Genomic DNA, 24,701 nt, shown 5'->3' with positions numbered 1-24,701 from the left:
CCGGGTTGGCCGAATCTTGACCGGTGGTCTTTCTCACGCGTCGTCAACCCCCGGGATGGCTTTATTACGGTGGCGTAGGTCACTGGCGCGAGGGAAAAATAGGCCGACGTGGCAGCAGAGTCGACATCCTTCATCAGAGACGCAATCAGCTCCTACGCCGCGGTCGGCGACAGCTTCACCGAGGGTGTCGGGGACCCCGGGCCCGACGGCGGCTTCGTCGGGTGGGCCGACCGGCTCGCCGTCCTCCTCGACGACCGACTCCCCGAACACACCTTCCGGTACGCCAATCTCGCCGTCCGCGGAAAGCTCCTCGACCAGATCGTCGCGGACCAGGTTCCGCGCGCCAAGGAGTTGGCACCCGACCTCGTGACCTTCGCCGCGGGCGGCAACGACATCATCCGGCCGGGCACCGACCCCGACGAGGTCGCCGAGCGGTTCGAACGGGCCGTCGCCGACCTCACCGACGCCGTCGGCACCGTCATGGTGACCACCGGCTTCGACACCCGGGACGTGCCGGTGCTCAAGCATCTGCGCGGCAAGATCGCCACGTACAACGGACACGTCCGCGCGGTCGCCGACCGCTACGGCTGTCCCGTGCTCGACCTCTGGTCGCTGCGGACCGTGCAGGACCGGCGGGCCTGGGACGACGACCGGCTGCATCTGTCGCCCGAGGGGCACACCCGGGTCGCGCTGCGCGCCGGGCAGGTCCTCGGCGTCGACATACCCGCCGACCCCGACCAGCCCTGGCCGCCGCTGCCGCCGCGCGGTCCCCTCGAAGTACGGCGCGACGACATCCACTGGGCCCGTGAGTATCTGGTGCCGTGGATCGGGCGGCGGCTGCGGGGCGAGTCATCGGGTGATCACGTGGAGGCCAAGCGTCCGGACCTGCTGCCCCTCTGAACCACCCGCCTCTGAAGCGCCCGCCTCCGAAGCGCCCGCATACGCACCACGCGCGGGGGCGACCGTGTTCGCCGGTATGCGTTCGAGGACGCCGCCGGCGAACACGTCGTACAGCGGCAGCGTCTCCAGATGGACGTACCCGATGTGGCAGTCGCACGCCGTGCGCGGGCACGCGCGCGGACCGAGCGCCGCGCGGTACGAGCCGTCGTACAGGTTCCCCAGCTCGGCCGGGACGAAGTGGCAGCGCCGCACGGTGCCCTCGCCGTCCACGGAGATCACGGACGAGCCGGTGCGGCACGGCAGCCCGGCGCTCCGGTGCGGGTGGCGGCTGTACGGGAACAGCGGATCGATCGCCGTCCACCGGTCGGCCTCCGCGTCGGTGTACGTATGGCCCTCTGCCGCGTTGATCCACAGGTACACGTGCGCGGGCAGCGCCGCCCGCAGCCGCCGGGCGTGCTCCAGGTGCTCGGGAAGGCCGACCACGCCGACACTGAACCGCACACCCCGCTCGGCGAGTTCACCGCACTTCGCGAGGAACCGGTCGTACGGAGTCTGCCCCGGGTGGTATGTGCACCACAGGGCGACCGTGTCCAGGTCGGCCTCCGCCAGCCAGTCCGTACGGCAGCTCAGATTCGTCTGGATCGCCACCCGGTCGATGTGCGGCAGACACGACAGCTCGACCAGGGCGCGCCGGTACCAGGAGCGGACCAGGCCCTCGCCCCAGGGCGTGAACAGTACGGACAGCCGGCCGTCCGTGCGCTGCCCGGCCCACTCCGTGAACCGCGTGAGCGCGGCCCGGTCGGCCCGAAGCTGGTCGGGACTGTCGCGCCGCTTGGCGAACGGGCAGTACGGACAGTCGTAGTCGCAGGACGCCAGCGGGCCCCGGTACAGCACCGTGAGATCCGAGCCGCCCACCGTGCCGCTCTTCCCGCCCTCTCCGTTCTCCGTACTCATCGGGCCTCGTACGCGGCCATCGCGGCGCGCACGGCGGGCGAGAACAGCTCCGGGCCCAGCGCGTCGGAGTGGGCGAGTCCCTCGGGAGACAGCCGCAGCCGGTCGTCCGCCGTGTCGTCGAGCCACCCGCGCGCGGTGAACCGGGCGCACTCGGCCGCGAAGTCGCGCTCCGGTTCGCCGCCGAAGCGCTCCCGGTACTCGGCCCGGTCAAGACCGTCGGCCTGGAGCAGCGACTGGAGCAGATGGCGCCGCCGCGCCTCGTCGGCGCCCACGTGTCGCCCGTGCGCCGCGCGCGAGAAGTCCTCCGTCGCCGTGTAGGCGTCGATGATCGAGCGGACCTCGCGCGCGTGCACGGCGTAGTCGAAGGAGTAGTGCAGCGTCGAGGTGTACGAACGGGCGCCGCAGCCCAGGCCGATCATGCCGTCCGTCTGGCACGCGTAGTCGTCGGGGCCCTGCGGGGGCGCGTCCGCCCGGCGGAACATCCGCATCGACACCTGTTCGTAGCCCCGCGCGCGGAGATGGTCGCGGCCCTGCCGGTAGAGCCGCAGCCGCTGCTCGTCCCACGCTCGGTCCCCGAGCGGCGTCCGCCCGTCGAGACCCGTCAACGGCCGCACGTACAGCGGATACAGATACAGCTCCTCGGGCCGCCAGGCGAGCGCCGCGTCCAGCGACGTGCGCCACGAGTGCGCGGTCTGCCCGTCGATGCCGTAGATCAGGTCGATGTTCAGGACCGGGATGCCCGCCTCCCTGATGTGCCCGAGCGCCGCCTCGACATCGGCCCGCCGCTGCGGTCGTACGGCCGCCCTCGCCTCCTCGTCCACGAAGCTCTGCACACCGAGGCTGAGCCGTGTCGTGCCGCGCTCGGCGAGGACGGCAAGCCGGTCCGGGGTGGCTGTCGCGGGGGACGCCTCCACGGACAGCGGCACCGCGCGCAGGTCGACGCCCGTCCGCTTCTCGGCGATGTCGCACAGCCGGTTCAGCTCGTCCGCCGTCAGGAACGTCGGTGTGCCCCCGCCGAACGCCGCCGTCGCGAACCGGACCGGCTCACCGTCGCCCAGCGCGTCCCGCACGGCGGTGGCCTGGCGGTCCAGTGCGTCGAGATACCGCGTGGTCAGTTCGTCCGGCGCGCCGATCCGCGTGAACAGATTGCAGAACCCGCAGCGGATCTCGCAGAACGGTATGTGCGCGTAGAGGGAGAGCGCGCCTTTGGGCTCGCCCTGCCAGAGGTCGCGCAGCGCGGGGCGGTCGGGGAGCGGGCGGTATGCCGTTTTGTGCGGGTATGCGTATACGTAGCTCTGGTACGGGGTGTCGACGGGGGTGTTCAGTTGAGTGCTCGGCGGGGTGTTCGGCAGGGTTTTCATACGGGTGCCTCGGTCGGGTCGACGAAGAAGTGGGCGTACGGCACTGTCCAGACCACCTCGTGGCCGAGCCGGTGACCGGTGAATCCGTCGTCCCCGTACGCCGTGCCGTGATCGGAGGAGACGATCGCGAAACAGCGGCGGCGCGTGCTCATCGCGGTGAGGAGCCGCCCGATGTGCCGGTCGACGTACTCCAGGGCGGCGGCGTGCGTCGCGGGGCTGTCGCCCGCCTCGCGCGTGGCGCCCGGGAGGTGGAACCAGTTGGGCTGGTGCAGCGCCGACACGTTCACGAACAGGAACAGGCGCTGATCGGGCGGCAGCTCCGCCACGACCTTCTCCGCGCGCGTGACCTGTGCCTCGAACGACGTGGGCGACGCGACGCCGAACTCGGGTTCCCAGTGGCTCTCCTGGAACAGGCCCGGCAGGACATCGCCGAGTGCGCCCTGCTTGTTGAAGAACCCGACACCTCCGACGCACACCGTGCGGTAGCCGGCGCGGGCGAGGCCGGAGACCAGGTCCGGCGTGTCGTACACGAAGGTGCGGCCCGCCGTTGTCTCACTGCCCGCGAACCGGGCGGCGAACAGCCGGGGGTGCGGGCCCGGTGTGGCGGGCGTCGGCAGGAAACCGGCGAACATCGCCTGGTGCGAGGCGTAGGTGAAGCTGCCGGGCGCGTGCCGCTTCTCCCAGACGCCGCCCGGCAGATGGCGCGCCAGATGCGGCAGCCGCCCGGATGCGGCGAGGTCGGCGGCGATGTCGTATCGGAGGGTGTCGAGCGTGACGAGGAGGAGGTCGTCACGGCCTACGACCTCGTTCATGTTGGGGTTAGTGCCGGGGTTCACGTCGGGGATTTCGGGTGGTTCAGGCGGTCGCACGGTGGCTCCCCTCCCGTCGGTCGGGTGCCGGGGTGTGGTGGACGGCCGCCACCTGCGCCGCGTAGGTGTCCAGGCCCTCGGCCCCACCGCCCGCCAGACCTGTGAGGCCCGGCAGCAGATCGCCGAAGGCGTTGACCTCGCCGACCGCGAACCTGCGCCAGCCGATGCCCGGCAGCAGATCCACGCCCACACAGAGCGTGTCCGGGAAACACGCGGCGGCCCGCTCGCAGACGGCCAGGGCGTCGGCCCAGTCGCCGCCCGCCCGCTCGACGGCGGCCCGCGCGAGCGCGAGATCGCCCCGGGCGCCGCCGAGATGCAGATTGGTCATGGGGGAGCGGCTGGTGCGGACGACCGCGTGGGTGGCCCGGCCTGCGACGACCACGACCCGCAGGTCCGCCACGCGCGCGTGGAGCGACGCTTTCGGCAGCCAGCGCTCGATGTGCAGCCCGTCCGGCGCCAGCGCGTCGACCAGCGCGGCGACCTCGCTCTCGGACGTGTAGCGGCGCACCTTCAGCGAGTTGAACAGCCCCTGGTCCGTCAGCTCGACCGACGTGGTGGCCCGGACCCGGCCGAGCCCTGCCGTCTCGACGGCCAGCACCCCCGACGCGGACGAACCGTGCGCGAGCTTCACGAAGGCCCGTGGCATCCGGTGCTCCGCCATCAGGTCCCGTACGTCGTCCCAGCCCCGCACGGGTACGCGCGCGCCGGATGTCGGCGACGGCGGCACCGGAACACCGGCATCGCTCAGCACGCGATGACAGAGCCGCTTGTCGAACAGCGTCGCGACGTCGTCCGGTCCGTCGAGCAGTCGGCAGCCGGTCCTGGCCGCCGCGTCCGCGACTCCCCGGACCGCTTCCGTGAACCGCTCGTACCAGCGGGACGTGCCCTCCACGCGCGCGGGATCGCCGACACCCCGCAGGATCGCGTCGACCTCCGGGTCCTCGCCCGGTGAGTCGATCCGCACGGTCTCGCCCGGCCGGAACTCCGCACCCCCGCGCAGGACGTCCAGCCACGGCAGCACGCGCGCGGGAGGCAGCCCTGCGGCACGCACCGCGTCCAGGAAGAACGTGACACGGCGGTTGCCGGGGTTCCCGACGACCACGAAGCGGACCGACTCACCAGGCACCGGCTACTCCGCCACTGCCGTGTAGCGCTGAACGCCGTCTTCGTCCTCGTCCTCGTCGGCGTCGTCCCCGTCGACGTCCAGTTCGACACCGGCCGGCTCCAGGGCCTGCCGCAGGCGCTCGCGCATCGCGTCGGAGAAGTAGTTGTGGTTCAGGTCCAGGGACTTGAGGTGGGTCAGCGGCTGCCCGGACAGCAGCGCCGCCGCCCCCACGTCACCGATCGTGCCCATCGACAGATCCAGCCGCTCCAGGCGCGCCACGACCGGGGCCGCCGCCAACGCCACCGCGATCTCGTCCTGGATCTCGCTGTTGCGCAGCGCGAGCCGCTTCAGGCTGGGCAGCCGCGCACCGGACAGGAACGGCGCCAGGTCGGACACCTCGGCCTCCGCGCCGTACCAGGAGGTGCCCAGCCAGATGTCCAGGTGCTCAAGGGCGGGCAGGTCGCTCGCGCCGATGCCGCGCACCACGGCGACGGGCAGGCCACCGGTCTGTACGGTCAGCGAGCGCAACTGTTCGTGCCGCAGCGGGTCGAACACCAAGCCGGTGCCGCCGCGCACCGAGAACTCGTGCAACTGCGGGAACCCTTCGAGCAGCGGAGCGACCGCGCCCTGGTTGATCCACGAGATCTCGCACTGCTCGAACGTGATGTCGCCGAGGAACAGGGCCCGCAGCGCCGGCAGCCGGTCACTGGCCGCGAGCAGGGCCGCGACGACCTCGTCAGGAGCCGTGTCGTAGACATCGCTCCAGGCGCCGACGATCAGCGCCCGCACCTCGGTCGTGTCCACGGCGTCGAGGAAGCGCGCGAACGCGCTCTCCCACGTCTCCTCGCTGTCGTACGAGTCGACCTCCACACGCCAGGCCACCGCCCCCGGATCGGGCAGCTTCTGCTCCTCGCCCGGCTCCGGGAAGTGGAACGCGGGCAAACCGTACAGCTCCTGGAGGTGTTGCGAGATGGCCATGCCTGCTGCTCCTGACACATGAGGACGAGGGTCGGGCTGATGTGCCTGAAGTTGTACCAAGCCGCTCTGACAAGCCGGTGGGACGGGTGGGTGCGGCGGGGGGACGGCAGGCGTACGGAACTTGTGCGGCGGGCGGTCCGGGCTCAGGTGGGGCGGGTGGGGCGGCTCCGGTGGGCGGGCCACCGCCGGCTCCGGCGTGGCGGCCGGCGGGGCTCGATTGTCAGACCCTCGGCCTACTGTCGATCTCGTGGCCGTCGCACCGTGTGACGGCCGGGGAGGGGAGAGCCATGTTCCGACAGGGAGACGTCCTCATCGTGCCGGTCGCGGAGTCCGCGGTTCCGGCCCATGCGGCCGACGCACCGCAGGAGCCGAGGGATGCCCGGGGCCGGCTGATCCTCGCCCTCGGCGAAGTCACGGGCCACGCCCACGCGGTGGTCGGACCGGGCCGACTCGTGCGGGAGCCGGGCCCGTTCGGACCGTTTCTGCTCCATCTGCCGGACGGCGGGCGCGTGGTGCACGAGGAGCATGCGGCGATACCGCTGCCGAAGGGGTGGTACCGGGTCGTGCGGCAGCGGGAGTACATCCCGGGGTCGGTACGGATCGTCGCCGACTGAGGCTCGGGGCGGCGAGCGAGTGCGCTGAGCGAGTACGTGGGGCCAGGGAGTTGACGGTGCGTACGGAGATGACGGGGCGCGGGGACATGGCGGGGAAGTCGAGCGTGGCGGGGACATCGGACATGGCGGAGGCAGAGGGCATGACGGGTTTGGCGGAAGCAGTGCGGTCGGGGGAGACAGCGGGGGCGGAGGTCGGCGAGGAGACCGTCGGCGACGCGGTCGCGGGCTGGCGGGAGGCCGCGGTGGTGAGCCGGCCGGCCGAGCGTGCCGTGGCCGAGGCCGGGGTGCGGCTGGCGTACCGACGGGCGGGCCTGCCCGAACCGGAGCGAATCGTCTGGGCCGGGTCCCCGCGCGAGGCCGTCCGCCTGGTCGTCGGTGGGCCTCAGGCGCTGGGCGGCGCGCCGGGCCGCAGTGTGCGGGACGAGATCAGGAGCCGCCCGTGGGCCGCCGAACGGCAGCGCCTGCACGCCGAGTTGGGGCCGGTCGGCTGGGCGGCCCACTGGGGCGCCACGGGAGGTCAGCTCTGGGACTCGGTACAGGCGCTGGCCGAGCGTCTGCGAGCGGGCCTGATAGAGGAGCTGGCGGTCCGTACCGCCGGGCGCGCCGCCGAAGAGCCGCCCGGTGAACCGCTCGTCGATGCGCAGGGCAGCCCCGTGAAGGAGTCGCAGCTCCGGTTGATCCTGCTGGACGCGGTGCTCGGTCAGCACGACGCGGCCTGGCTCTGCGCGTTCGACACGGCCGAGGGCGGGCCGCTCGACGGACTCGCGGCGGTGGCGCGGTCGGCGGGCTGGTGGTGGCCGTTCGAGCGGGTCGCCGTGGTCTGCGAGCGCCCGACCGAGCTGCACCGGGACGAAGCGGGCCGCCTCGACCACGCGGAGGGCCCGGCGCTCGCCTTCCCCGACGGCTTCTCCCTGTACGCGTGGCGCGGGATGCCGGTGCCTGGTGATTTCCTGAAGGAACTGTCGGCGCTCACCCCGGAGCGCATCCGCGAGGAGGAGAACGCCGAACTGCGCCGCGTGATGCTGGAGCACTTCGGCTACGACCGGTATCTCACCGAGTCGGGCGCCGTCCCGGTGCACCGGGACGAGACCGGGGTGCTCTGGCGCATCGCCCTGACCGGTGACGAGGACGTGGTGATGGTCGAGGTGGTCAACTCGACGCCGGAGCCCGACGGCACGAGTCGCACGTACTGGCTCCGGGTGCCGCCGACGACGCGCACGGCCAAGGAGGGCGTCGCCTGGACCTTCGGCCTCGCGGCCGAGGCGTACGAGCCGGAGCGCCAGACATGACCGGCCGCCCGTATGCGACGACCGGCGATCCCTGCGCCACGACCATCGGTCCCCGCGCGACCTTCGCGGCCTACACCCCGTGCGCCCCCTGCGCGGTCAACGCCTCGCGCTCCATACCCAGTTCGCGCGCGAGGGCGTCGTCGACCCACTCCTGCGTGCGGGCGCGGGACACGGCACCCGTATAGGCCGTCATCTGCACGGCGAGTCCGTCGAGGAGGGCGGTGAGGCGCAGTGCGGCGGCCGTCGGGTCGGTACAGGCGAACTCACCGGCCGCCACGCCCTCGGTGAGGGTCTCGGCCAGTGCGGCCTTCCACTGCCGGTCGAGGTCGCGGGTCACCTCGCGCAGGGCCGGCTCACGCAGGGACACCGCCCAGCCCTCGATCCACAGGCGCCAGCCCTTGGCCGGACCGGTGGGGGCGTACCAGCGGACGGCGGCGCGCAGCCTCCGCAGGGCGGACGTACGGCGGCTCAGGATTTTGCGGAGGTGGGCCAGATCGGCTTCGGCGGCATGCGCGAAAGCGGCGGCGACCAGGTTCTCCTTGGAGCCGAAGTGGTACAGGACGAGGGCGTTGCTCACGCCCAGGGCGGAGGCGACATCGGCGATGCGTACGGCGGCCACACCCCGCGCCTCGATCTGTCCGATGGCGGCACGCAGCATCTCCTCACGCCGCTCGGCCACGCTCAACCGCACTCTTGCCACCCGGGCCACCCTAGATGCTCGTCACGGACCGGCGACCGGGGGCCGCCTCCGGTGCCCGGTCGGGCACGCACTGCACTGGCGTTTGCGGGCCGGGCCGTCACCGGTACCAGCCGAAGCGTTCCGCGATCACCGGCAGCCGTTCCGCCACGATGGCGTGGGCGGCGGCGCGAGGCGTCGTCCCGTCGGCCTCGGCGCGCGCGAGCATCAGGTCGATCAGCAGACGCATGGCGCGCCGCGTGTGGGCGAACGCCTCGTCGGCGTCGGCGCCGATGTCGCCGAAGAGGGTCCACCACCACCAGGCGTTCGTACCGGAGTTGACGACGACATCGGGCAGAACGGTGATCCCGCGCGCGGTGAGCAGTTCCTCCGCGCCCGGCAGGACCGGCATGTTGGCGGCCTCGACCACCCAACGGGCCCTGATGTGGTGCTGATTGGTGGCGTCGATGACGTACGACACGGCGGCGGGCACCAGGACGTCGGCGTCGACGGCCAGCCAGGCGGCGCCCGGGAGTTCGCGGTCGCCGGGGCGCAGGGCGGCGCGGTCGACGGTGCCGTGGGCGTCGCGGGCGGCGAGCAGGGTTTCGATGTCGAGGCCCGCCGGGTTCACGAGCGTGCCCCGCACATCGGCGACCGCCACCACGGTCAGGCCCGCGCGGGCGAGGAAGCGGGCGGTGGCGCCGCCCATGGTGCCGAGCCCCTGGACCGACACGCGCGTGCCCGTGTACGGCAGGCCCGCCCGGTCCAGCGCGGCGAGGACCGATTCGGCGACCCCGCAGCCGCCGACCAACTCGTCCAGACCGATCCCGTCGACCTCGACCGCGAAGGCGTCCGCGAGCCGCCGGCGGGCCCCCGCCTCGTCGTCGAGGAGCGGGTAGACCGCCTGCACGGACGACACGAGGCCCGCCTCGGCCGCCGCCCGGTCGACCAGGTCCTGGGTCAGCCCCAGATCCTCGCCGGTGGTCCAGTGCCGCTCGATGTACGGGCGCATCGCGCGCAGATAGCGGACCAGTACGCCGTACGCCTCCGGGTCCCGGGGGTCGCAGTCGATGCCGCCCTTGGCGCCGCCGAGGGGGACGTAGCGGCCGTCGGGGTTGTAGTGGAGGGCTTCCTTCATGGTCATTCCGCGCGCCAGGCCGGTCACCTCGTCCAGGGTGCAGCCGTCCCGCATCCGCAGTCCGCCGCTGGAGACACCCCGCACCAGCCGGTCCACGACCAGGTGGCCCCGCCGCCCCGTGACGTGATCGGTCCACGTCAGCGACATCAGCGGGTCGGTGGCGGCGGGTGCGGCGGGCATGCGGTCTCTCCTCGCGGAACGGCGATCGGACGGCCCCCTCGGGACAACGACCGGGCGGCTCAACTGAACCGCCGGTCAGTATCAGGAGAGGGCGTCGCGCGTGTCAACGCGATTCCGCGGAGGCCCCGGCCGGTGCGTCGGCGGCCTTCCGGGCGGCGGCGGGCGGCACCTCGCAGGAGTCCTTGAAGCCCTGGCTGGTCAGGCCCAGCGCCGAGTTCATCCGGGAGCGCAGGTTCTCCACCGCGATCATCGCCGTCAGTTCGACGAACGCGGCCTCGCCAAGCTGCTCGCACAACCGTTCGGTCAGGGCGTCGGTGGCGGTGGGTGGGGTCGCGGTCATGGCCTCCGCGTACTCCATGACGTCCCGCTCCAGCGGCGCGTACACATCGCTGTCACGCCACAGCGGCACATGGTGCAGCTTCTCCGCCGGGACACCGTGCCGGGTGTTCTCCCAGTAGCCGAAGTCCATGCACCAGGAGCACCCGATCGACGCGGCCGACGCCATCACGGCGAGGGCCTTCAGGGTGGGGTCGAGCTTGTCCCACTTGGCGACCGACTGTTCGAGGCGGAGATCGGTCCACAGGACGCGCGGGTGGTGGCCGAGAGCCTTCGCCGGCTCCAGGACCGCGCCGTAGGAGCGCTTCGAGTACCACTCGATCGCGCGGTGGAACAGGGTGCGGGGCGGGCTGAGCGAGATGCGGGCCATGGGGCCACCTCCAGGGCGGACGGTGTGCTGTCACCTGTACGACGGAGGGGAGGCCCCGGAATGTGACATCCCCGCAGAGGGTTGTCGCGTCCAGATCCATGAGAGCCCCGACGACACCGTTGGCCGTCCCTGGCACCCGGCGTTGTCGGAGGGGCCGCCCATAATGGAAAAGCTGACCGACCCCACCAGGAGGCACCGTGACCGGTTCCCGTTCCCTGCGCTCCGGGCTTCGCGCGCTGCGGCCCGCTGCTTTCGGCGCGGACGCGACAGGCGAGCGGCTGGAGCGTATTCGCAGATCACCGCATTTCGCCGACGGGACGTTCCAGAATCCGCTCGGTGCGAGGACCCGCCCGTCCGGCTCCATGACCGAGTTCGCGAAGAACTACTTCCGCAAGGAAGAGCGCGTCCGGCGGGCCCCCACGGGCACCATCCCGCTGTACGAGGCGACGCTCACCGATCTCGGCCGGGAGCCGTCGAGCGGGCTGCGGCTCACCTGGATGGGGCACTCCAGCGTGCTCGCCGAGATCGACGGGCGGCGGGTGCTCTTCGACCCGGTCTGGGGCGAGCGGTGCTCCCCGTTCTCCTTCGCGGGACCCAGACGGCTGCACCCCGTCCCGGTGCCGCTGGCCGCGCTGGGCACGCTCGACGCGGTCGTGATCTCCCACGATCACTACGACCACCTGGACATGCCGACGATCAAGGCCCTCGCCGGCACGGACACGGTGTTCGCGGTGCCGCTCGGCGTCGGGGCACATCTGGAGCGGTGGGGCGTCCCGGCGGACCGGCTGCGGGAGCTGGACTGGGGCGAGTCCACGAAGATCGCCGGGCTCAGTCTCACGGCGACACCCGCCCGGCACTTCTGCGGACGCGGGCTGCGCAACACGCAGAACACCCTGTGGGCGTCCTGGGTCGTCGCCGGCGACGCACACCGGATCTACCACAGCGGGGACACCGGATACTTCCCCGGCTTCCAGGAGATCGGCGCGGAGCACGGCCCGTTCGACGCGACGATGATCCAGATCGGGGCGTACTCCGAGTACTGGCCCGACATCCATATGACACCCGCCGAGGGCATGCGGGCGCATGTGGACCTCCAGGGCGGTGTGCCGTCCGGTGTGATGATGCCGATCCACTGGGGCACCTTCAATCTCGCGCCGCACGCCTGGGCCGACCCCGGCGAAGGCACCGTCGCCGCCGGACGCGCCCTGTCCACGCGGATCGCCCTGCCGCGCCCGGGTGAGCCGTTCGAGCCCGCGGCCGACTCGCTCCCCCAGGACCTGTGGTGGCGCCCGGTGGCACCGGTGCCGGACGGCGGCTGGCCGACGACAGCGACCACATCGGAGACGGAACCCGCGCAGTCGGAACCTGCGGGGACGGAACCCGCGGAGGCGGTTCCGGTGGGCGGGGCGGGGGAGTCGGAGTCGGAAGGGGCGGGGAAGTAGCGCCGGGATCAGGGCGGGAATCAGGGCGGGGGGTGTGCACGCAAGCTCACCCCCCGCCGTAAGCGGAGAGTCACCAAATCGGCCCGCCTGGGCCCTGGACTCGCCCCCGGCCCAGCCCGCCGCGACCCTGAGCCCCCCACCTCATATCACTCACCGTGCGACATTGCCTCCCCTCGGTAATCACCCGTGAACCCTGCGCGGGAGATGCCCGGGAGATGCCCGGGAGACTTGCGTAGCCGGTCCCGTTTCGGGCAGTCGTGCGAAGGGTCATACCAGAGCGGGATGTTGCTCGGAGGAGTTTGTCAACTGCCCGGCGCACATGAGGTGTTCCCGACTACGGTGTGTGGTCGCCGAGTGGCTCAGGAATGGTGAACCGGCCCGCCCGCACGGCACCGCGATGCCGCTCCACCACACCGGCACCGCGATGCCGTGTGCCCGATTCGCGTTCCAGGAGTCCCGACGCTCCTCACGGCCCCCGGGGCCTGGGGTACCTCTCAGGACGCCAGAAGGACGCTGATGTCACACCTTCGCGCACCGGCCGCACGCGCAGACCGCCGTGAGGGCGGACGGCACGGCAGACCCGGTGGCCGCACCCCCGCGCCACCCCTGCCCGAGACCCATATACGCGCGCAACTCGTCCGGATCGCGGTGCTCCCCGCCGTGGCCGTCGCCCTCAGCGCCTGCGCCGCCGTGCTGTTCACCGTGCGCGCCGCCCCCGTACGGACCGGGCCCGCGCTCTGGCTCGTGCTCACCGGTGCCGCCGCCGTCACCGCCGCCGGACTCGTCATCGCCGCCGTCGCCGCGAACCGTGCGGCCCGCGCCGTCACCGACCGGCTGGCCGCGCTCCGCAGGGGCGCCGGGCGCGACCAGGCAGACCTGCGCGCCCTCGTGGAAGCGCTCCGGCGCGGCGACACACCCCCGCGCCGCCGCGCCCCCGCACCGGCGACCGCACCCGCCGACAGCGACGACTTCGATCTGCTCGCCCACGAGTTGGCCAAGGCCCACGACACGGCCCTGACCGCCGTGCACCAGGCCGCCCAGCTCTCCGGGCAGGCGGGCAGCGAACAGAAGGTCGAGGTCTTCGTCAATCTCGCGCGCCGGCTCCAGTCGCTGGTGCACCGCGAGATCTCGATCCTGGACGAGTTGGAGAACGAGGTCGAGGACCCCGAACTCCTCAAGGGCCTCTTCCACGTCGACCATCTCGCCACCCGGATCCGCCGCCACGCCGAAAACCTCGCGGTGCTCGGCGGCGCCGTGTCCCGCCGCCAGTGGAGCAACCCGGTCTCCGTGCACGAGGTGCTGCGCTCGGCCATCGCCGAGGTCGAGCAGTACTCCAGGGTCCGCCTCGTCCCGCCGATCGACGGCACCGTACGTGGCCACGCCGTCGCCGACGTCGTCCATCTGATGGCCGAACTCGTCGAGAACGCCACGGTGTTCTCGGCCCCGCACACCCAAGTCCTGCTGCGCGTCAACCCGGTCACCTCCGGGCTCGCCGTCGAGGTCGAGGACCGCGGGCTCGGCATGCCGGTGGGCGAGCAGAAGCGGATGAACGACCTCCTCGCCGACCCCGACCAGGTCAATGTCGCCAGCCTGCTGCGGGACGGCCGGATCGGGCTCCTCGTGGTCTCCCAACTCGCCCACCGGCACGGCATCGCCGTCCGGCTCCAGACCAATATCTACGGGGGAGTGCAGGCCGTACTCGTCCTGCCGCAGGACCTGCTCGGCGGCGACGACGAACAGCCCCCGGCGGCCCGCCCGCGCCGCGCCCCGGCCCTTGCCGCCGGCGCCCCGGGCCCCACGCCCGCCTCCACTGCCCCCCACTCCGGGGCGCCCGCCGCGCCCGGCGCCGTAACCGATCCCCAGCATCAGCAGGCCGAGGCCACGCACCCCGGGCACCGGCCACCGGCCGGAGCGCCGCGTCAACACGGCCACGCGAACGGGCATCCCACCGGCGCGCCCGCCCCTGCTCCCACCGGCCCCACGCCCGCCGCCCCGGCGGCAACCCACCCGAGCGACCCCGCCACCCCCCACGGCCACGTCCCGCTCCCCGTCCGCACCCACACCTCCCGCCCCAACCCGGCCGAGGCGCCGCCCGGTCCGCGACCCGGCGGCGGGGCGCCGGGAGCCGGTGACCGCCCCGTGGCGCCGCTCGTCCCCCGGAACGGCACGGTCCGAGGCACCATGGGCCGGCCCCAACTGCCCAAGCGCCAGGCCCAGGAGCACCTGGCCCCCCAACTCCGCGAGGGTCCAGGACCCCGGTGCGACGACGACCAGTACATCGGCCACGACCCGGGCCTGATGGCCGCGTTCCAGCGCGGCATCGGCCTGGCCGAGGCACAGAACGCCCTCGACCCGGCACCCCAACGGACACCGGCACCCCCACAGACACCGGCACCGCGACCCGTCCAGATACCCGGCCCCGACCTGGCCCCCCGACGCGACGGGAGCACCCCGGCCGGCTGACCCCCGTACCCCTCGACACCCCACGTGCCACCCGCACTCCACCGTTCGTACCCCCACCGTTCGTACCCCTTCGTACCCCCAAGTCCGTACCCCAAGGAGTCGATCCACCATGGCGAGCGACGTGCCGACCGGCCAGGTTTCCGATCTCGACTGGCTGATGAGCGGCCTGGTGCAGCGCGTGCCGCACACCCGCAGCGCGGTGCTGCTGTCATCCGACGGACTGGTGAAGTCCGTCCACGGTCTCGATCCGGACGGCGCCGACCACATGGCCGCGCTCGCCTCCGGCCTCTACTCGCTGGGCCGCAGCGCGGGCATCCGCTTCGGCGACGGCGGCGACGTACGGCAGGTGGTGGTCGAGCTGGACTCCACCCTGCTGTTCGTCTCCACCGCCGGGTCCGGCACCTGTCTCGCGGTGCTCGCGGGGCGCGAGGCCGACGCCGCCGTGCTCGGCTACGAGATGGCGATGCTGGTCAAGAGCGTGCGGCCGTATCTCGCGACCGCTCCACGGCAGTCCCCGCCGGCCGCCGGCCGCGCCCAGGTGCCCGCCTCCGTGGAACCCACGGCGATGAGGCATTGAGCGTGGTCACGCCGAAGGACGGGCCGTGGCTCGACGAAGCGGCCGGCCGGCTCGTCCGCCCCTACACGGTCAGCAACGGCCGTACCCGCCCGACGACCGCCTTCGATCTGATGTCGCAGGTGATGTCGACCGGGGCGACGCCCTTCGGCTATCTCGGGCCGGAACACTCCGAAGCGCTCGCGCTGTGCGAGGCCCCCGTCTCCGTGGCGGAGGTCGCGGCCCAGCTCAGGCTGCCCGCCGCCGTCACCAAGGTGCTGCTGTCCGACCTCGTCGACTGCGGAGCGCTCACCACCAAACCGCCCGCCTTCTACCACAACCCCACGGACCGGTCCCTACTGGAGGCAGTGCTCGATGGACTACGACGACAGCTCTGACCCCTTCCCCACAGCGCTCAAGATCCTGGTCGCGGGAGGCTTCGGTGCCGGCAAGACGACCTTCGTGGGTGCCGTCAGCGAGATCGCGCCGCTCAGCACGGAGGAGCTGCTCACCACGGTCAGCGCGGCGACCGACAGTCTGGAGGGCATCGAGAACAAGACCGAGACGACCGTCGCGATGGACTTCGGCCGGATCACCCTCGACCCGGAGCACGTCCTGTATCTGTTCGGCACACCCGGGCAGGAACGGTTCTGGTTCATGTGGGACGAGCTGTCCGAGGGCGCGCTCGGCGCGGTGATCCTCGCCGACACCCGCCGCCTTCAGGACTGCTTCGCGGCCGTCGACTTCTTCGAGAAGCGCGGCCTCGGATTCGTCCTCGCCGTCAACGAGTTCGACGGCGGCTACCGCTACGACACCGAAGAGGTCCGCGCCGCCATCGACCTCGACCCGGGCGTGCCCGTCGTCCGCTGCGACGCGCGGATCTCCAGCTCCGGAATCCAGACGCTGCTCACCCTCGTACGCCATCTGCTCGCGCACGCGCCGCGCCGCGCGCCGATCCATGGGGCGCACACATGAGATACGAGCCCGGGGCGCGGCCCGCGCACGGTCTGCTGACGCCCGTCGACCGGGAGGCCCCCGAGCGCGTACGGCGCCTGCGCGCCCTCGGCCTCGGAGCGGGGCCCGACCTGGTGTTCGACGCCTTCGCGGACCGGCTGGTCGAGGTGACCGGTTCGCCGTACGGGATCGTCAACTTCGTCGGTGAGAGGCGGCAGTTCTTCGCCGGGCTGCGCACCCCGCGGGGCCGCAGCGGTGTCCCGCTCGGCGCGGTCCCCGCGGTGGACGGCGGGCCCGAGCGCTGTCTGGCGCGCGACCGGGGCTACTGCCCGCATGTCGTCGTCCGCCGCAAGGCGCTGGTCCTGGAGGACGTCCGCGACTATCCGCGGTTCGCGGGCAACCCGCTCGTGGACGAGACGGGCGTCCGCTCCTATCTGGGTGCGCCGTTGATCGACCGTACGGGCATCGCACTCGGTACGGTGTGTGTACTGGACACCGAGCCGCGGCCGTGGGGAAGGCCCGGCCTGGAGACGATCAAGACCATGGCGGCCGAGCTGGTCGAGGAGATCCACCGGCGGGAGGACGGGCTGCTCTGAGCCGGACGGTCCCCACCGCGCCGGACGGCCCACTCGGAGCCGTACGCACCGCTCCGCGCCGCCCGACCGGAAGGGCATCCACCTGTGACCGCACCCGACCTGCGTATCGGCGTCCTCGGATTCGGACTGCGAGGCTCGCTCGCCGAGACCGCCCACCGGCCCGGCAGCGGCGCGCGCGTGAGCGTCGTCGCCGACCCCGACCCCGCGATGCGCGCCCGCGCCGCCGAGCGGCTCGACGGGGTGAAGACCGTCGAGAACCACGGCAAGGTCCTCACCGACCCGGACGTCGACGCCGTCGTGATCCTCACCCCCGACCACACCCACGCCGAGCTGGCGTGCGAGGCGCTGCGCGCCGGGAAACCCGTCTTCGTGGAGAAGCCCCTCGACATCGGCATCGACCGCTGCGACGAGATCCTGCGCACCGCGTACGAGACGGGCACCCGTCTCTACGTCGGGCACAACATGCGCCACATGCCGGTGGTCCGGCTGATGCGCGACCTCATCACGCGCGGCGAGATAGGCCAGGTCAAGACGGTGTGGGTCCGCCACTTCGTCGGGTACGGCGGTGACTGGTACTTCAAGGACTGGCACGCCGAACGCCAGTACACCAACGGCCTGTTGCTCCAGAAGGGCGCCCACGACATCGACGTCCTGCACTGGCTGGCCGGCGGATACACCCGGCAGGCACAGGCGTTCGGCGATCTGATGGTGTACGGGGACAGCCCGCACCGGCGCGCACCGGGCGAGCCCAAGGCCGCCGACTGGTACACCGAGGACGGCCACTGGCCGCCCGCCGAACAGCGGGCCCTCAACCCGGTCATCGACGTCGAGGACGTGTCCCTCGTCAATCTCCGCCTCGACAACGGCGTACTCGCCGCCTACCAGCAGTGCCACTTCACCCCCGACTACTGGCGCAACTACACCGTCGTCGGCGACGCGGGCCGCCTGGAGAACTTCGGCGACGGGCCCGGCGGACACGTGAAGGTGTGGAACACCCGCCGCTCCGGCTACCGGGCCGACGCCGACGCGGTGTATCCGGTGCCCGACGCGCAGGACGACGGAGGCCACGGTGGCGCAGACCCGCTGCTGATGGACGAGTTCGTACGGTTCGTCCGCGAGGGCGGCAGGACCGACACCTCGCCCGTCGCCGCCCGGATGGCCGTCGCCGCCGGGGTCCGCGCGACCGAGTCCCTGCGCGACGGCGGCACGCCCCGGGAGATCCCGCCGCTCGACCCGGAGCTGATCGCCTACTTCGCGCGCGGACAGACCCCGGCGGTCGGCGGCTGAGGCAGCGGGCCGGCTGCGCGGGCCGCCGGGGCTGAAGGAAAGCTGAGGTCGCGCTTAAGAAATCCTCGATGGACCACGGCGCCCGCCGTACGGCAGCGTGCGGTGCGACGGGTGCGTGTGGGACGGCCCGTCGGTCCACGACGGGAGCCGTGTCGTTGAAAGCGCTGGTCAAGGAGAAAGCGGAGCCGGGACTCCGGCTGCTGGACGTACCGGAACCGGAGATCGGTCACGGTGACGTCCTCATCAAGGTGCAGCGCACCGGGATCTGCGGCACCGATCTGCACATCCGGGCCTGGGACGGCTGGGCGCAGAACGCGATCCGCACCCCGCTCGTCGTCGGCCACGAGTTCGTCGGCGAGGTCGTCGCCACCGGACGTGACGTCACCGACATAGCCACCGGCGACCGGGTCAGCGGCGAGGGCCACCTGGTGTGCGGGAAGTGCCGCAACTGCCTTGCCGGGCGGCGCCATCTATGCCGCGCCACGGTCGGCCTCGGCGTCGGCCGCGACGGGGCGTTCGCCGAGTACGTGGCGCTGCCCGCCGCCAATGTGTGGGTGCACCGCGTGCCCGTCGACCTCGATGTCGCCGCGATCTTCGACCCGTTCGGCAACGCCGTGCACACCGCCCTGTCGTTCCCGCTGGTCGGCGAGGACGTACTGATCACCGGCGCCGGTCCGATCGGGCTGATGGCCGCCGCGGTGGCCCGGCACGCGGGCGCCCGCAATGTCGTCGTCACCGACGTCAGCGAGGAACGGCTCGACCTCGTCCGCAAGATAGGCGCCGGGCTGGCCCTGAACGTGTCCGGCGCGAGCATCGCCGACGGTCAGCGGATGCTCGGGCTGCGCGAGGGGTTCGACATCGGACTGGAGATGTCGGGGCGCGCCGAGGCGCTGCGGGACATGATCGCCAACATGACGCACGGCGGCCGGATCGCCATGCTCGGGTTGCCCGCCGAGGAGTTCCCGGTCGACTGGGCCCGGATCGTCACCTCCATGATCACCATCAAGGGCATCTACGGCCGCGAGATGTTCGAGACCTGGTATGCGATGTCGGTGCTTCTTGAGGGCGGCCTCGACCTGGCCCCCGTGATCACCGGGCGCTACGACTACCGCGACCACGAGGCGGCGTTCACGGACGCCGCGAGCGGACGCGGCGGCAAGATCATCCTCGACTGGACCGCGTGATTCCCGTACCGCGCGTGGCGATCCCCGTACCGCACAAGCACTTCTAGGAGCTTCCCCATGTTCGACTCCGTGCGCGACGACCTGCGCGCCACACTCGACGAGATCCGCGCCGCCGGGCTCCACAAGCCCGAGCGCGTCATCGGCACCCCGCAGTCCGCGACCGTCGGCGTCACGGCCGGCGGGCACCCCGGCGCCGTCCTCAACTTCTGCGCCAACAACTACCTCGGCCTCGCCGACCACCCCGATGTGGTCGCCGCCGCCCACCGGGCCCTGGACCGCTGGGGCTACGGCATGGCGTCGGTGCGCTTCATCTGCGGAACGCAGGAGGTCCACAAGGAGCTGGAGCAGCGCCTTTCGGCGTTCCTCGGCCAGGAGGACACGATCCTCTACTCCTCCTGCTTCGACGCCAACGGCGGAGTCTTCGAGACCCTGCTCGGCGAGGAGGACGCCGTCATCTCCGACGCGCTGAACCACGCCTCGATCATCGACGGCATCCGCCTCTCCAAGGCCCGCCGCTTCCGATACGCCAACCGTGACCTCGCCGACCTGGAGCAGAAGCTCAAGGAGGCGTCCGGCGCCCGCCGCCGTCTCGTCGTCACCGACGGCGTGTTCTCGATGGACGGCTATGTGGCCCCGCTGCGCGAGATCTGCGACCTCGCCGACCGGTACGGGGCGATGGTCATGGTCGACGACTCGCACGCTGTCGGCTTCGTCGGCCCCGGCGGACGCGGCACGCCCGAACTGCACGGCGTGATGGACCGTGTCGACATCATCACCGGCACGCTCGGCAAGGCGCTCGGCGGCGCGTCCGGCGGCTATGTCGCGGCCCGCGCCGAGATCGTCGCCCTGCTGCGCCAGCGCTCCCGCCCGTACCTCTTCTCGAACACTCTCGCGCCCGTCATCGCCGCCGCCTCGCTCACCGTGCTCGACCTCCTGGAGTCGGCCGGTGACCTGCGGAGCAAGCTCGCCGACAACACCGCCCTGTTCCGGTCCCGGATGACCGAGGAGGGCTTCGACGTACTCCCCGGCGACCACGCCATCGCGCCCGTGATGATCGGTGACGCCGCCGTCGCCGCGCGCATGGCGGAGCTGCTGCTCGACCGCGGGGTCTACGTCATCGGGTTCTCGTACCCCGTGGTGCCGCAGGGGCAGGCCCGGATCCGAGTGCAGCTCTCGGCCGCGCACTCCACCGAGGACGTGCACCGCGCCGTGAACGCCTTTGTCGCCGCGCGGGCCCAGCTCGACGCGGAGACGCCCGCGTGAACCTTTGCGCCTGATCGCCGCGTAAACCCAAGGTGTCAAACCCCCGCGTACCGGTACCCGGAAACCCTGGGAGAATCGGTCGCATGATCGAAGCGCGGCGGCTGCACATCCTCCGTGCGGTGGCCGACCACCGCACGGTCACCGCTGCTGCCGCCGCGCTCTATCTCACCCCGTCCGCCGTGTCGCAGCAGCTCACCGCGCTGGAGCAGGAGACCGGCCACCGCCTCGTCGAGCGCAGCGCCCGTGGCGTACGGCTCACTCCGGCGGGTGAGATCCTGCTCCGGCACACCCATGAGGTGCTGGCCCAACTGGAGCGCGCCGAGGCCGAGTTGGCCGCGTACGGATCCGGTGACGCGGGCACCGTCACGGTCGCCGCCTTCGCCACCGGCATCGGCCTGGTCGTCGCCCCCGCCCTGGCCCGGCTCGCGGGCACCGCCCCCGGCATCCGGGTACGGGTCCGGGACGCGGAGGGCGACGCCAGTCTGCGGATGGTCCTGGACCGGCAGGTCGATGTCGCGGTCGCCGTCGAGTACCGGGGCGCGCCGGGCGCCGACGACCCCCGGCTGACCCGCGTTCCGCTCTACGCGGAGCCCTTCGACGCCGTCGTGCCTGTCGGCCACCGTCTCGCCGGGGCGGACCGCATCCCGCTCGCCGAACTGGCCAAGGACCCGTGGATCGGGCCGTACCCCGGCAACCCCTGCCATGACGTGGTGGTCCTGGCCTGCGAGCACGCCGGGTTCGAGCCGCGCCTCGCACACCAGTCCGACGACTTCCGTGCGGTTGTGGCGCTGGCGTCGGCGAACGCGGGCGTCGCCCTCGTCCCACGCTCCGCGCTGCGTGACATGAACCTCGGCGGGGTCGTGGTCCGCCCGGTGGACGGCAGCGCTCCGACCCGGCGGGTGTTCGCAGCCGTGCGGCGCGGGACGGAGGCGCATCCGCTGATCAGGCCCGTTCTCGATGCGCTGGCCGGGGTCCTGGACTTTCCGGGTGGCCCTTCTTGAGAGGTTCTGTCGTCCCGAATCTGGGATAGCATCCCGAATATGGGAAAGCAGCAACAGGCCGGAGCCGTCGCACCGGACGGGCCACCCACGGACGTCGACGCCCGCCTCGCCGTACGCCTCGCCGCGCTGCGGGCCGAACACGGCTGGTCGCTGGGCGAGCTGGCCGAGCGCAGCGGCATCAGCCGCTCGACCCTCTCCCGCGCCGAGCGCGCCGAGATCAGCCCCACCGCCTCGCTCCTCAACCGGCTCTGCGCCGTGTACGGACGGACCCTGTCCCACCTGCTCAGTGAGGTGGAGACCGAGTCCGCCGACGTCGTACGGGCCGCCGCACAGACGGTGTGGCGGGACCCGGCGTCCGGCTTCGTCCGGCGCTCGGTGTCCCCACCGCACCCGGGTCTGCGCGGCGAGGTGGTGGAAGGCCGCCTCGAACCCGGCGCCGACGTGCCCTACGACCGGCCGCCGGTACCGGGCATGGAACAGCACATCTGGGTCCTCGACGGACGCCTGCACCTCACCGTCCAGGGCACCGAACACCTCCTCGACGCGGGGGACTGCCTGCGCTTCCGGCTCTGGGGCGCGACCCGCTTCCACTGCCCGGGACCCGGCGCGGCACGGTACGCCGTGGTGGTGGTGCGGCCATGACGACCCGAGTGGACCGGCTGACGGCCGCCCGACTCCTGGACTCCGCCGACGCGTTGGGCCACCTGCTCGTCGACACCGTACGCGGCGGCTCATCGGTCGGCTTCATGGAGTCGCTCGACCACGCCACCGCCGCCGACTGGTGGCGGGGGCTGGCACGGGACGTCGAGAGCGGCCGGCTCGCGCTGTGGGCCGCGCAAGACGCCGAGGGGATCGCCGGCACCGTGGGCGTCCAGTTCGCCGCCATGCCCAACGGCAGGCACCGCGCCGAGATCATCAAACTCATGGTGCACCGCCGCGCACGGGGACAGGGCCTCGGCCGGACCCTGCTGGCCACCGCCGAACACGGCGCCGCCGACGCGGGCGTCACCCTGCTCCACCTCGACACCGAGACCGACAGCCCCGCCGAGGGCCTGTACCGGTCCGCCGGGTGGCAGCGGGCAGGGATGATCCCCGACTATGCGACGGATCCGTACGGCATCCCGCAGGCCACGACCCTCTTCTACAAGCGGACGGTGCCGCTCACCGCGTGAGGGGGTGCGCGGCCGGGGTGGGGCGAGTGGGGGACGGGGAGAGGTGATTGTCAGTGGCGTTGGTTACGGTTCTTGTCATGCCGGACTCCGACGCCGTACGCCGTATCGCCCTCTCGCTGCCGGACACCAGCGAGAAGACCGCCTGGAGCATGCCCACCTTCAGGGTGGCGGGGAAGATGTTCGCGACCCTGCCCGAGGACGAGACGTCCATAGCGGTGCGCTGCCCCAAGGAGGAGCGGGAGGAGCTGGTCCTCGCGGAGCCGCGGAAGTTCTGGATCGCCGGCCATGAGGCGCAGTTCGCGTGGGTGCGGGTACGGCTGTCGGCGCTGGAGGACGACGCGGAGCTGACCGACATCCTCGCCGACTCCTGGCGTCAGGCGGCACCGACCCGCCTTCTGGAGGCTCACCCGGAGCTGGGGCTTCCGACCACGGGTTGAGCGGGCGGGCGATCAGGCATGAGCGGACCGGGAGGACCGGGGGGTCGGAAATCCTGTAGCGGCGGGCGCGGGAAACACGGATGATCGCGCAGGGCTGCGGACCGGGCAACAGACGGGGCATCGGACAGGAACAGGGGACCCCGTGAGGGGTGGGGAGGGGTGCGGGCTGTGAGGTCCGGGTTGTCGTCATGGTGGCCGCCGTCAGGACGACGTAAGAAGGCGGACGGGATCGCCGGGGGCGGGGGCGACCGACAGCGCATGTGGACAAGGGACTTCGGCCTCTTCTTCACCGCGCGGGCCGTCGCCAAACTCGGTGACACCATGCTGCCGGTGGCGCTCGCCGCGGGTCTGCTCCAGCACGGATACGGAGCGGGGGCCGTCGGTCTGGCGATGGCCGCGTCCGTCGCCTGCTTCGCCGGACTCGTCATCTTCGGCGGCGTCTTCGCGGACCGCTTCAGCACCCGCCTGCTGATGATCGGGGCCGACCTGGTCCGACTCGTCAGCCAGGCACTCGCGGCGGCCTTCTTCTTCACCGGCCATGTCGTCCTGTGGGAGATCTGTGTCATAGGCGCGGTCAACGGCGCCGCGTCCGCGATCTTCCAGCCAGGTGTCGCCAGTACCGTGCCGCGCCTGGCCGCCGACGTACAGGCGGCCAACGGCGCGATACGCGTCGCCGAGTCGGCCGCCCAACTCGCCGGACCCGCCCTCGCCGGACTCCTCGTCGCCTTCTCGTCGGCCGGGGGAGTCTTCGCGGCCCACGCGGGGACGTACGCGCTGAGCGCCCTCTGTCTGATCGTGCTGAGACTTCCCCCCGCCGCCCCCGGCACCCAGGCGCGGACCAGCGGCTTCCGGGCCGATCTCGTCGAAGGCTGGCGGGAGTTCCGAGCGAGGACGTGGCTGTGGGGCGTCATCGCGATCTGGTGCGTCTACATGATCGCGGTCTGGGGCCCGACGGTTCCGCTGGTGGCGACGCTGGTCATCCAGGAACACGGGCCGAGCGCGTACGGCCTGGTGAACTCGGCGCTCGGCGCCGGTACGGTCGTCGGCGGGCTCATAGCCCTGCGGCTGCGCCCCCGCTACATGCTCCGTGCCGGCGCCATCGCACTGTTCTCGTTCGCGGCCTTCCCCGCATCCGTCGGCGCCCAGCTCGGGGTCGAGGCGATGGCGGCGGGCGCGGCGATCGCCGGCGCCGGGATGTCGTTCTGGGGCGTGATGTGGGCGACGAGCGTCCAGACCCAGGTCCCACCGGACGTCCTCAACCGCATCCACGCCTACGACGTCGCCGGTTCGCTCGCGATGATGCCGGTCGGCCAGGCCCTCGCGGGCCCGGCGGCCCAATGGGTCGGGGCCGAGCGGGTCCTCCTCTTCGGGGGTGTGATGACTCTGCTCGTCGCGGCGGCCCTCCTCGCGGTCCCGGCGATACGTGGCCTGGTCCGCGTCGACACCGGCCTGCCCCGGACCGGCGGAAGCCCGGCGGTGCCACGCGAACCGTCCCCGCCCGGACCGCCGGGGCGGCTCTCGGGGAGGGACGGCAGATCGCGGGCCGACTCGGGTTCCGGGGGCGGCCCGGCCACGTAGG

Annotated in this window: 25 protein-coding genes; 17 read left to right on the top strand and 8 right to left on the bottom strand. The window is 72.3% G+C overall.

What is annotated here, in order from left to right; genetic code table 11:
* Positions 1-108 precede the first annotated feature (108 nt).
* Entirely contained in the window at positions 109-900 is a 792-nt protein-coding gene (locus ACIQNU_RS35660; RefSeq protein WP_401374359.1) for an SGNH/GDSL hydrolase family protein, read from the top strand.
* Here the strand turns inward: ACIQNU_RS35660 and ACIQNU_RS35655 are convergent.
* The 5 genes from ACIQNU_RS35655 to ACIQNU_RS35635 are packed head-to-tail and all read right to left on the bottom strand — an operon-like array spanning position 850 to position 6,167.
* Positions 850-1,854: an STM4011 family radical SAM protein gene (locus ACIQNU_RS35655; RefSeq protein WP_401374357.1), complete on the bottom strand. Its 1,005-nt coding sequence runs from the start codon at positions 1,852-1,854 to the stop codon at positions 850-852. The genes ACIQNU_RS35660 and ACIQNU_RS35655 overlap by 51 nt on opposite strands.
* Positions 1,851-3,215 carry an STM4012 family radical SAM protein gene (locus ACIQNU_RS35650; protein WP_401374354.1) on the bottom strand — a complete coding sequence of 455 codons (1,365 nt, stop codon included), beginning with the start codon at positions 3,213-3,215 and terminating at the stop codon, positions 1,851-1,853. Before ACIQNU_RS35650 ends, ACIQNU_RS35655 begins: the two co-directional genes overlap by 4 nt.
* Complete coding sequence (locus ACIQNU_RS35645) at positions 3,212-4,027, bottom strand: STM4013/SEN3800 family hydrolase (RefSeq protein WP_401374351.1); 816 nt, start codon at positions 4,025-4,027, stop codon at positions 3,212-3,214. The genes ACIQNU_RS35650 and ACIQNU_RS35645 overlap by 4 nt, the downstream gene beginning before the upstream one ends.
* A 43-nt stretch (positions 4,028-4,070) precedes the next feature.
* Positions 4,071-5,210 carry an STM4014 family protein gene (locus ACIQNU_RS35640; RefSeq protein WP_401374349.1) on the bottom strand — a complete coding sequence of 380 codons (1,140 nt, stop codon included), beginning with the start codon at positions 5,208-5,210 and terminating at the stop codon, positions 4,071-4,073.
* A gap of 3 nt (positions 5,211-5,213) precedes the next feature.
* Positions 5,214-6,167: an STM4015 family protein gene (locus ACIQNU_RS35635; RefSeq protein WP_401374346.1), complete on the bottom strand. Its 954-nt coding sequence runs from the start codon at positions 6,165-6,167 to the stop codon at positions 5,214-5,216.
* Between the two features lie 287 nt (positions 6,168-6,454).
* Here ACIQNU_RS35635 and ACIQNU_RS35630 point away from each other — a divergent pair, with 287 nt between their 5' ends.
* Together ACIQNU_RS35630 and ACIQNU_RS35625 are read left to right on the top strand one after the other, a co-directional pair.
* The gene (locus ACIQNU_RS35630) at positions 6,455-6,781 is read left to right on the top strand and encodes a hypothetical protein (RefSeq protein ID WP_389895499.1); all 327 of its coding nucleotides are present in this window, start codon (positions 6,455-6,457) and stop codon (positions 6,779-6,781) included.
* A 140-nt stretch (positions 6,782-6,921) separates the two neighbouring features.
* Positions 6,922-8,070: a DUF6745 domain-containing protein gene (locus tag ACIQNU_RS35625; RefSeq protein ID WP_401374481.1), complete on the top strand. Its 1,149-nt coding sequence runs from the start codon at positions 6,922-6,924 to the stop codon at positions 8,068-8,070.
* Positions 8,071-8,140: 70 nt separating this feature from the next.
* Here ACIQNU_RS35625 and ACIQNU_RS35620 read toward each other — a convergent pair whose 3' ends face one another.
* The 3 genes from ACIQNU_RS35620 to ACIQNU_RS35610 all read right to left on the bottom strand — a co-directional run bounded on the left by ACIQNU_RS35620 (position 8,141) and on the right by ACIQNU_RS35610 (position 10,770).
* A complete protein-coding gene (locus tag ACIQNU_RS35620) occupies positions 8,141-8,770 on the bottom strand; it encodes a TetR family transcriptional regulator C-terminal domain-containing protein (protein WP_401374343.1) in 630 nt (209 codons plus the stop codon).
* 97 nt (positions 8,771-8,867) lie between these two features.
* Positions 8,868-10,064, bottom strand: a complete 1,197-nt coding sequence (locus ACIQNU_RS35615; protein WP_401374340.1) for a Glu/Leu/Phe/Val dehydrogenase dimerization domain-containing protein — start codon at positions 10,062-10,064, stop codon at positions 8,868-8,870.
* Positions 10,065-10,167: 103 nt separating this feature from the next.
* Positions 10,168-10,770 carry a carboxymuconolactone decarboxylase family protein gene (locus ACIQNU_RS35610; protein ID WP_401374337.1) on the bottom strand — a complete coding sequence of 201 codons (603 nt, stop codon included), beginning with the start codon at positions 10,768-10,770 and terminating at the stop codon, positions 10,168-10,170.
* A 197-nt stretch (positions 10,771-10,967) separates the two neighbouring features.
* Here ACIQNU_RS35610 and ACIQNU_RS35605 point away from each other — a divergent pair, with 197 nt between their 5' ends.
* The 14 genes from ACIQNU_RS35605 (at position 10,968) to ACIQNU_RS35540 (ending at position 24,700) form a co-directional block, all read left to right on the top strand.
* Positions 10,968-12,212 carry an MBL fold metallo-hydrolase gene (locus ACIQNU_RS35605; protein WP_401374334.1) on the top strand — a complete coding sequence of 415 codons (1,245 nt, stop codon included), beginning with the start codon at positions 10,968-10,970 and terminating at the stop codon, positions 12,210-12,212.
* A gap of 516 nt (positions 12,213-12,728) precedes the next feature.
* On the top strand, positions 12,729-14,675 hold the full coding sequence (locus tag ACIQNU_RS35600) for a sensor histidine kinase (RefSeq protein WP_401374331.1): 1,947 nt from the start codon (positions 12,729-12,731) through the stop codon (positions 14,673-14,675).
* 109 nt (positions 14,676-14,784) lie between these two features.
* The gene (locus tag ACIQNU_RS35595; RefSeq protein WP_401374328.1) at positions 14,785-15,252 is read left to right on the top strand and encodes a roadblock/LC7 domain-containing protein; all 468 of its coding nucleotides are present in this window, start codon (positions 14,785-14,787) and stop codon (positions 15,250-15,252) included.
* A gap of 2 nt (positions 15,253-15,254) precedes the next feature.
* A complete protein-coding gene (locus ACIQNU_RS35590; protein ID WP_401374326.1) occupies positions 15,255-15,626 on the top strand; it encodes a DUF742 domain-containing protein in 372 nt (123 codons plus the stop codon).
* Positions 15,604-16,203, top strand: coding sequence for a GTP-binding protein (locus ACIQNU_RS35585; RefSeq protein WP_401374323.1), 600 nt, complete (start codon positions 15,604-15,606; stop codon positions 16,201-16,203). The genes ACIQNU_RS35590 and ACIQNU_RS35585 overlap by 23 nt, the downstream gene beginning before the upstream one ends.
* Complete coding sequence (locus tag ACIQNU_RS35580) at positions 16,200-16,778, top strand: GAF domain-containing protein (protein ID WP_401374321.1); 579 nt, start codon at positions 16,200-16,202, stop codon at positions 16,776-16,778. Before ACIQNU_RS35585 ends, ACIQNU_RS35580 begins: the two co-directional genes overlap by 4 nt.
* A gap of 84 nt (positions 16,779-16,862) precedes the next feature.
* Positions 16,863-18,065 carry a Gfo/Idh/MocA family protein gene (locus tag ACIQNU_RS35575; protein ID WP_401374319.1) on the top strand — a complete coding sequence of 401 codons (1,203 nt, stop codon included), beginning with the start codon at positions 16,863-16,865 and terminating at the stop codon, positions 18,063-18,065.
* A gap of 155 nt (positions 18,066-18,220) precedes the next feature.
* Complete coding sequence (gene tdh, locus ACIQNU_RS35570) at positions 18,221-19,249, top strand: L-threonine 3-dehydrogenase (protein WP_401374478.1); 1,029 nt, start codon at positions 18,221-18,223, stop codon at positions 19,247-19,249.
* Positions 19,250-19,306: 57 nt separating this feature from the next.
* The gene (locus ACIQNU_RS35565; protein ID WP_401374316.1) at positions 19,307-20,512 is read left to right on the top strand and encodes a glycine C-acetyltransferase; all 1,206 of its coding nucleotides are present in this window, start codon (positions 19,307-19,309) and stop codon (positions 20,510-20,512) included.
* 83 nt (positions 20,513-20,595) lie between these two features.
* Positions 20,596-21,513, top strand: coding sequence for a LysR family transcriptional regulator (locus tag ACIQNU_RS35560; RefSeq protein WP_401374314.1), 918 nt, complete (start codon positions 20,596-20,598; stop codon positions 21,511-21,513).
* 39 nt (positions 21,514-21,552) lie between these two features.
* The gene (locus ACIQNU_RS35555; protein WP_401374311.1) at positions 21,553-22,155 is read left to right on the top strand and encodes a helix-turn-helix domain-containing protein; all 603 of its coding nucleotides are present in this window, start codon (positions 21,553-21,555) and stop codon (positions 22,153-22,155) included.
* Positions 22,152-22,685, top strand: coding sequence for a GNAT family N-acetyltransferase (locus ACIQNU_RS35550; protein ID WP_401374308.1), 534 nt, complete (start codon positions 22,152-22,154; stop codon positions 22,683-22,685). The genes ACIQNU_RS35555 and ACIQNU_RS35550 overlap by 4 nt, the downstream gene beginning before the upstream one ends.
* A gap of 77 nt (positions 22,686-22,762) precedes the next feature.
* Positions 22,763-23,122 carry an MmcQ/YjbR family DNA-binding protein gene (locus tag ACIQNU_RS35545; RefSeq protein ID WP_401374306.1) on the top strand — a complete coding sequence of 120 codons (360 nt, stop codon included), beginning with the start codon at positions 22,763-22,765 and terminating at the stop codon, positions 23,120-23,122.
* A 258-nt stretch (positions 23,123-23,380) separates the two neighbouring features.
* Complete coding sequence (locus ACIQNU_RS35540) at positions 23,381-24,700, top strand: MFS transporter (protein ID WP_401374304.1); 1,320 nt, start codon at positions 23,381-23,383, stop codon at positions 24,698-24,700.
* Position 24,701: the final 1 nt, after the last annotated feature.

The organism is Streptomyces sp. NPDC091292 (genome assembly GCF_044757265.1).
Taxonomy (GTDB): Bacteria; Actinomycetota; Actinomycetes; order Streptomycetales; family Streptomycetaceae; genus Streptomyces.
This window is presented reverse-complemented; position numbering and strand designations above follow the sequence as displayed.

What these genes read in the sequence shown, in the direction of transcription:
- ACIQNU_RS35655 (WP_401374357.1), bottom strand. Translation starts at nt 1,854, where the DNA reads ATGAGTACGGAGAACGGAGAGGGCGGGAAGAGCGGCACGGTGGGCGGC.
- ACIQNU_RS35650 (WP_401374354.1), bottom strand. Translation starts at nt 3,215, where the DNA reads ATGAAAACCCTGCCGAACACCCCGCCGAGCACTCAACTGAACACCCCC.
- ACIQNU_RS35645 (WP_401374351.1), bottom strand. Translation starts at nt 4,027, where the DNA reads ATGAACGAGGTCGTAGGCCGTGACGACCTCCTCCTCGTCACGCTCGAC.
- ACIQNU_RS35635 (WP_401374346.1), bottom strand. Translation starts at nt 6,167, where the DNA reads ATGGCCATCTCGCAACACCTCCAGGAGCTGTACGGTTTGCCCGCGTTC.
- ACIQNU_RS35630 (WP_389895499.1), top strand. Translation starts at nt 6,455, where the DNA reads ATGTTCCGACAGGGAGACGTCCTCATCGTGCCGGTCGCGGAGTCCGCG.
- ACIQNU_RS35625 (WP_401374481.1), top strand. Translation starts at nt 6,922, where the DNA reads ATGACGGGTTTGGCGGAAGCAGTGCGGTCGGGGGAGACAGCGGGGGCG.
- ACIQNU_RS35615 (WP_401374340.1), bottom strand. Translation starts at nt 10,064, where the DNA reads ATGCCCGCCGCACCCGCCGCCACCGACCCGCTGATGTCGCTGACGTGG.
- ACIQNU_RS35610 (WP_401374337.1), bottom strand. Translation starts at nt 10,770, where the DNA reads ATGGCCCGCATCTCGCTCAGCCCGCCCCGCACCCTGTTCCACCGCGCG.
- ACIQNU_RS35600 (WP_401374331.1), top strand. Translation starts at nt 12,729, where the DNA reads ATGTCACACCTTCGCGCACCGGCCGCACGCGCAGACCGCCGTGAGGGC.
- ACIQNU_RS35595 (WP_401374328.1), top strand. Translation starts at nt 14,785, where the DNA reads ATGGCGAGCGACGTGCCGACCGGCCAGGTTTCCGATCTCGACTGGCTG.
- ACIQNU_RS35585 (WP_401374323.1), top strand. Translation starts at nt 15,604, where the DNA reads ATGGACTACGACGACAGCTCTGACCCCTTCCCCACAGCGCTCAAGATC.
- ACIQNU_RS35580 (WP_401374321.1), top strand. Translation starts at nt 16,200, where the DNA reads ATGAGATACGAGCCCGGGGCGCGGCCCGCGCACGGTCTGCTGACGCCC.
- ACIQNU_RS35565 (WP_401374316.1), top strand. Translation starts at nt 19,307, where the DNA reads ATGTTCGACTCCGTGCGCGACGACCTGCGCGCCACACTCGACGAGATC.
- ACIQNU_RS35560 (WP_401374314.1), top strand. Translation starts at nt 20,596, where the DNA reads ATGATCGAAGCGCGGCGGCTGCACATCCTCCGTGCGGTGGCCGACCAC.
- ACIQNU_RS35555 (WP_401374311.1), top strand. Translation starts at nt 21,553, where the DNA reads ATGGGAAAGCAGCAACAGGCCGGAGCCGTCGCACCGGACGGGCCACCC.
- ACIQNU_RS35550 (WP_401374308.1), top strand. Translation starts at nt 22,152, where the DNA reads ATGACGACCCGAGTGGACCGGCTGACGGCCGCCCGACTCCTGGACTCC.
- ACIQNU_RS35545 (WP_401374306.1), top strand. Translation starts at nt 22,763, where the DNA reads ATGCCGGACTCCGACGCCGTACGCCGTATCGCCCTCTCGCTGCCGGAC.
- ACIQNU_RS35540 (WP_401374304.1), top strand. Translation starts at nt 23,381, where the DNA reads ATGTGGACAAGGGACTTCGGCCTCTTCTTCACCGCGCGGGCCGTCGCC.